We start from the raw sequence: 5,774 nt of genomic DNA, 5'->3' as shown, positions 1-5,774 counted from the left end.
TCGAAGTCGACAAGCTGCTCACGCTGCTGGCGGCAGTGCTCAGACCCGACGACGTCGAGGTCGACAGGCTGCTGACGCTGCTGGCGGCAGTGCTCAGACCCGACGACGTCGAAGTCGACAAGCTGCTCACGCTGCTGGCGGCAGTGCTCAGACCCGACGACGTCGAGGTCGACAGGCTGCTGACGCTGCTGGCGGCAGTGCTCAGACCCGACGACGTCGAAGTCGACAAGCTGCTGACGCTGCTGGCAGCAGTGCTCAGACCCGACGACGTCGAAGTCGACAGGCTGCTGACGCTGCTGGCGGCAGTGCTTAGACCCGACGATGTCGAGGTCGACAGGCTGCCGATGCTGCTGCTCGTTGTGCTCAGCGTGGAAAACAGCTGACTGCCATTGACGATATCGGTCGAGGTTGCCGTCACGCGGCCCGCGGCCACATTGGTGACCTGGCGCTCGGCGCCCGGTGCGCCCATGCTCACAACGCCGACAGGCGCGGCGCCAGCAAAACCACCGTAAGTGATGCCGCCCACCGTGGCGCTGGGGACGTTGGTCGCCGCTGCGGTAGTAGCGCCATCGCCCAGTGCCACGCTGCGCGCCGTGCTTGAGACTGCACCGAGGCCAATGGCAACACCCGACTCCGCCGTGGCCGTCACGATGGATTCGGCACCAAGGGCAACCGAATTGGCTCCCTGTGATTGGGCGCCTCGAACATTGTTGGCGCCAATGGCAACGGAGCCAGCACCGGATGCCAGGGTGATGTCGGCACTGCGCTGGGCCGTCGTCGAGCCGATCGCCGTCGCATTATTCCCAGTTGCCCGCGCAGCGCTACCGATTGCCGTCGCAAACGGATTGCTGGCGGCCGACGCCTGCCCGAGGGCCAAGCTCGCGGTTCCCGAAGCATTGGACATGAGGCCAAACGCAAATGCATTGTTACCCGAGGCACGGGCGGTCTGCCCGATGGCCACAGCCCCGCCGGCCGAAGCATTGGAGTTGAGGCCAAACGCAAATGCATTGGGACTCGAGGCAACGGCGTTCTGCCCGACGGCTATCGCCCCATCGCCCGACGCATTGGCGCTGAGGCCAAGCGCAAATGCATTAACACCCGAGGCAACGGCGGTCATCCCGATGGCCACTGCCCCGCTGCCCGACGCATTGGCCCCGGTTCCGAGTGCCACTGAACTGCCTCCCTGCGCCGTCGTTCGAACGGCGCCTGCAGAGCCACCGATTGCAATGCCTCCGTCGGCCGCAAGGGCCCCCTGTCCGCCTAGGACGCCCGCGCCAATGGCAACGCTGCCTTCCGTCGCGGTACCCCCTCCCTGTTGATGCTGAGCATGGACCGAATTGCTCCCTGCCAACCCGCCGGCCATCAGGACCAATGCCATCGCCGCGTGCGTCAAGACTCCGATCGATCGCCCGTCGCCATCCCCCATGCGCCCGGAAGATGCTTCCCGTGCCGCAGCCGCCACCACCGTGCTCTTGCTTTTCGACGGCTTGCCACGCGCCGAGGTGATTTCAGATGCAGCCACCCAAGCGCCGAGCGCCTCGTTCCATACCGTTTGAAAAGTCTTGTTCATTGAAATTCGATCCGAAGAAGAAACGGCATGCGCCGCGCCCGCATCAATCGCAAACGACAAGAAGAGTGCTGAGAGCGCATGCGGGATCAACCGCCTTGCCGCGCAGTGCCGGGCGTCCGCAAACAACAACTGGCCGCGCATCGCTCGATGCGCGCTCAGGTCTGTTCTGGGGGTGTTTCTCGCAACGGGTGCGAGGCCAAGATCTGCTTCAACCACTCGACTCGCTGATGAAAACCACGGAACCCGTGGCAGCGACCGAAGGGGGCGAATCTAAATTCGCACACAGTTAGAGAGGCTCTTCAAATGTCTATAAAACGACTTTTTTATCCACCGCTGTTCCTTCAACGTGAACAATTTCCGAATCAGCGGCGAACGCACGAGCGCATGTATGAGCGGGTGAATACAAGGGAGAAATAGGCGTCTGTCAACACAGCTCGTCACGACGACGGCGTTGATGCAAACCGTCGCTCCACGCTCGCCCGCGCGGAGGAATTTCTGGCTATGTCATGCCCCCTCGCATGCGTCGGCGACGCAGCTGCGTTGGTCAGGGGATGTAGCCGCTGGCACGCGTTTTCCCGGAGCGCGGCAAAGCGCACACGCACCGCGGACGTGGTCACTGGCAGATTGGAGAAGGCGGAGTCGCGCGTCTACCGCGCGATGAATCGAACAGCGATGCCAAGCGCGACTCGAACGCATCGAGTGCGGTGGCATTGCAGATGCTCCGTGCGGCTTCGGCGAGCTGCACAACCACACGGGCTATTTCAGGAGCCTCGGCGCTTCGGGCAACGGCATCGGCACGCGTCGCCCCTTGGTTTGCAGGATCAAGACAGGCCGGCGGGCTTGGCGCGCCAACATCGGCTGTCAGATCGCCAACGTTCTCGACGGAAGCGCTCGCGACGACCGGCCTGCATGAGGTCTCACGGCGACTGAAGCACCAGTTGAACAGTCACGCCGTACCGAGTCGTCAGATTGCAGGTGTGATGGTCGACGATGTTGGTGTCGGCAAGTTCAAGATTGAAGAAGGACATCTCCTCCGCATCGAACAACGGTCCGGCATGCCATGTGCCGGTGTGCAGCATCACAGCCACGTCGCCCGGTATCAGAAACGCGCGGATGTCCTCCAGTCGCGGTTCTGCATCGGGCTCATGCAGCGCAATGGGGGGGGCCACGGCCATCACCCAGTCGAAGCCGCCAACAGACGCCAGTGCCTGTGTCACCGAGCGATGGCGCGTGATTCGATTGAAGCTCAATCCACGACCCGGCAGGCGCATGTTGTAGAAGCGCGGCGTGCCTCTTGAAAGATCCAGCTGTGCATCCTGTGGACCGAAAGGTACGCCGTCTTCGGACTTGGAGATGACGGTGCCGAAAGCAGCAAACGCTTCGGCACTCAACGGTTGCACACGCAGCTCCACGGTGCGATGGTCGGCGATGGCGTTGGCGGGTTGATGTGGCGTGTTCATGGCGATGCAAGGCTCTTCAGAGGGTTCAATGAATGGCTCACCGACGCGTCGGGGGACGGCAACCAGCAGTCGTTTTCGATGCCGTCCGGCAGCACGAGCTCCGGCTCGTCGTAGGCTCGAAGGCCGGGCATGAGTTGGGCGGTCTGATCCAGAAAGAGTTGCTGGGTCACGCCACGAACCACGCGCGGCAGCGTGTGCTTGTGACCGCTGATCGAGGTGCAGTGCGGCCCATGGCTGATGTGCGAGGCGCTGTTGAAGGCGAACACCCGCGACACCCACGAATCGGTGCTCGGGGCCAGCGCCTGAAACTCGAAGTGGGCGCCGAGATACGGCGCCTCCCCCGCGCCCGCCGCAGCCGCTGGCGCATGGCGATCACGCCAGCGAGAGACAAGCGGCGCCAAGGTCTGCAGCTCCGGGCGGGCCGCCAGATCCAGCGTCTGGCCTGTCGCGCAGATCAGGTGATCGAACTGCAGCGTGCCATGCGGCGTCTCCACCTCGATCTCTTGCGCCTCCGTCATTCGCACGGTTGTCCACGGACAGGCTGATCGCATGCGAAAACCCGGCAGCTTCAGGGCCGCATCGAAGCTGCCACGCGGTGGCGGTTGGTCGGCGGCGCGGAAGTATTGCGCCACCTGCCAGCGTATCGCGTCGGGGAGTGCATGAAAGTGCTGCATGAACCCGGCCGTCTCGATGTGCCGATGCGGGTTCGCACGCGGCAGCCGGTCGCGGCGAAAACACAGATCGACCGATGCGGCGCCGGCGCGCAGCGCAGCGACCGCGTTGTCGAACGCCGACGCGCCGTGCCCGAGGATTCCGATGCGCCGCCCCTGCAGGCGTGCGAAGTCGATGCGATCGGCCGAATGGTTGTAGCGCGTCGACGGCAGCGCATCGGAGACGACGGCAGGAACGCGCCAGGCGCCCGCACCGTCGAAGCCCGTGGCCAATACGACCGAGCGCGCCAGGTAGGTTCTCGGGCCTGCCGGCGTCTGCGTGTCGACCGCGATCCATGCGCCCGCCGGACGCACGTCATGCACCTGCACCCGGTTGTGCATGGGGAGCGCCAATGTATGGCGGTACCAACGCAGGTAGTCGGCCCACGCGGTGCGCGGAATGCGATCGATGCGCTCCCAGGCGTCGATGCCATGGCGCGCCTGGTACCAGCGCTGCACGCTAAGACTGGCCAGCCCCAGATCCATGCCGTTGAGCACCTTGGGCGTCCGCAATTCGGGCATGCGTGCGAAGTTGTCCCACACGCCTTCGGCACCCTCTTCAGCTGCATCCAGCATCAGGACGCCGTCCACGCCGTCACGGTGCAGCCGGGCGCTGATCGCCAATGCCGACTGGCCACCGCCGACGATCAGGACATTCAACAAGGCCGGCGCAGCACCGCTTGCTATCGACAGTGGCGGGGGCATCACCCAGGAGCGATCCGGATAGGCCAGCAGCGCCATCTCGGCGCGCGCCGCCTGGGCAAGTGCCGCCGTGTTGGCGCACTCATGCGGCCTCATCTGAAGAGACGATGCCGACTCGTGAACGGATGGATGGGTGTTGGGCATGAAGCGTGAACTGGGGTTAGGTTGAGAAGCCATCTTTGGTGCTGTCAACGATGGAAATAGAAAAGGCCATCGGTGAGGTCGTCAACGGGATCCTTCACCGCCGTTCCTCCCGCACATAAGGCTGCCCCAGCGCCCCGGGTTCGTCGTCGCTGCTGCGCTTTCCGAGCGCGACCCAGACCATCACACCGAGCGTCACGGCGTACGGCGTCATCATCACGAAGTACTGCGGCAACTGCACGCCGGCCGCGGCCAGCTGCGGAATCAGCGCCTCGATGCAGCCGAACAGCAGCGCACCGACGAGCGCCTTCCACGGCGACCAGCGCGCAAAGATCACCAGCCCCACCGCAATCCAGCCACGCCCGCCGGTCATGCCCGCGATCCACAGCTTGGTGCTGACCACCGAGATGTAGGCGCCCGCCAGGCCCACCAGCGCAGAGCCCGCGAGCACGGCGGCGAAACGCCACGCCGTGACGCGGATGCCGGCGGCGTCGGCCGCCTGCGGGTTCTCGCCCACGGCGCGCAAGCGCAGGCCGGTGGAGGTGCGTGCGAAGAACCAGGCGACGGCACCGAAGATCGGCAGCGTGAGCCACACCATCGCGTTCTGCTCGAACAACCTGCCCACGCCCGGCAGCAGCGACAGCGGCCACAGCGCCATCGCGCCGATACCTTCGGTCGCATGGTTGGTCCACTCGGCCAGACTGCCCACGAGCGCCGTGAGCCCCTGGCAGAAGAACACCAGCGCCAGGCCTGCGATCACCTGGTTCACGCGCAGCCAGATCACCATCACCGCGAACAGCACCGCGACGACGCTGGCCGCGAGCATCGCAAGCACGAGCGACACGACGGGTTGACCCAGCGCGATCTGCGCGCCGATGCCCACCAGCGCGCCCACCAGCATCAGCCCTTCGGCCCCGAGCGAGAGCACGCCCGCGCGCTCGCAGATGATCAGGCCCAGCGCCGCCAGCGCATAGGGCACCGCGAAGTCGGGCGTGTTCGCGAGCCAGTTGAGGATGACGCTGCCGCTCATGCTGCCGTCCCCGCAGTGTTGGTGCCGATGTCAGCACCCACGCGACGCAGCCGATGACGAATGAAGAAGTCGCTCGATGCCACGCACACCACGACGATGGCCTGGATCAGCTGCACCATCGAGAACGGCACCTGGTAGAACACCTGCAGGCTGCGGCCGGT

4 protein-coding genes are annotated in these 5,774 nt (G+C 65.1%); all 4 read right to left on the bottom strand.

Features of this window, described 5'->3' with window-relative positions:
* On the bottom strand, positions 1-1,570 hold a 1,570-nt coding region (locus NU688_RS34150), incomplete at its 3' end, for an ESPR-type extended signal peptide-containing protein (RefSeq protein ID WP_374684726.1).
* A gap of 917 nt (positions 1,571-2,487) precedes the next feature.
* Positions 2,488-3,030 (bottom strand): ureidoglycolate lyase, encoded by a 543-nt coding sequence (locus NU688_RS33785; RefSeq protein ID WP_257865348.1) that lies wholly within the window; start codon positions 3,028-3,030, stop codon positions 2,488-2,490.
* Positions 3,027-4,481 carry a SidA/IucD/PvdA family monooxygenase gene (locus NU688_RS33780; protein ID WP_257865347.1) on the bottom strand — a complete coding sequence of 485 codons (1,455 nt, stop codon included), beginning with the start codon at positions 4,479-4,481 and terminating at the stop codon, positions 3,027-3,029. The genes NU688_RS33785 and NU688_RS33780 overlap by 4 nt, the downstream gene beginning before the upstream one ends.
* Before the next feature lie 199 nt (positions 4,482-4,680).
* Positions 4,681-5,613: an ABC transporter permease gene (locus NU688_RS33775; RefSeq protein WP_257865345.1), complete on the bottom strand. Its 933-nt coding sequence runs from the start codon at positions 5,611-5,613 to the stop codon at positions 4,681-4,683.
* Positions 5,614-5,774 lie beyond the last annotated feature (161 nt).

Source organism: Variovorax sp. ZS18.2.2, from assembly GCF_024701975.1.
In the GTDB taxonomy this organism is placed as follows: domain Bacteria; phylum Pseudomonadota; class Gammaproteobacteria; order Burkholderiales; family Burkholderiaceae_C; genus Variovorax.
This window is presented reverse-complemented; position numbering and strand designations above follow the sequence as displayed.

Bases quoted from the DNA above. Each gene is read 5' to 3' on its own strand.
- NU688_RS33780 (WP_257865347.1), bottom strand. From the start codon at position 4,481: ATGGCGCTGCTGGCCTATCCGGATCGCTCCTGGGTGATGCCCCCGCCA.
- NU688_RS33775 (WP_257865345.1), bottom strand. From the start codon at position 5,613: ATGAGCGGCAGCGTCATCCTCAACTGGCTCGCGAACACGCCCGACTTC.
- NU688_RS33785 (WP_257865348.1), bottom strand. From the start codon at position 3,030: ATGAACACGCCACATCAACCCGCCAACGCCATCGCCGACCATCGCACC.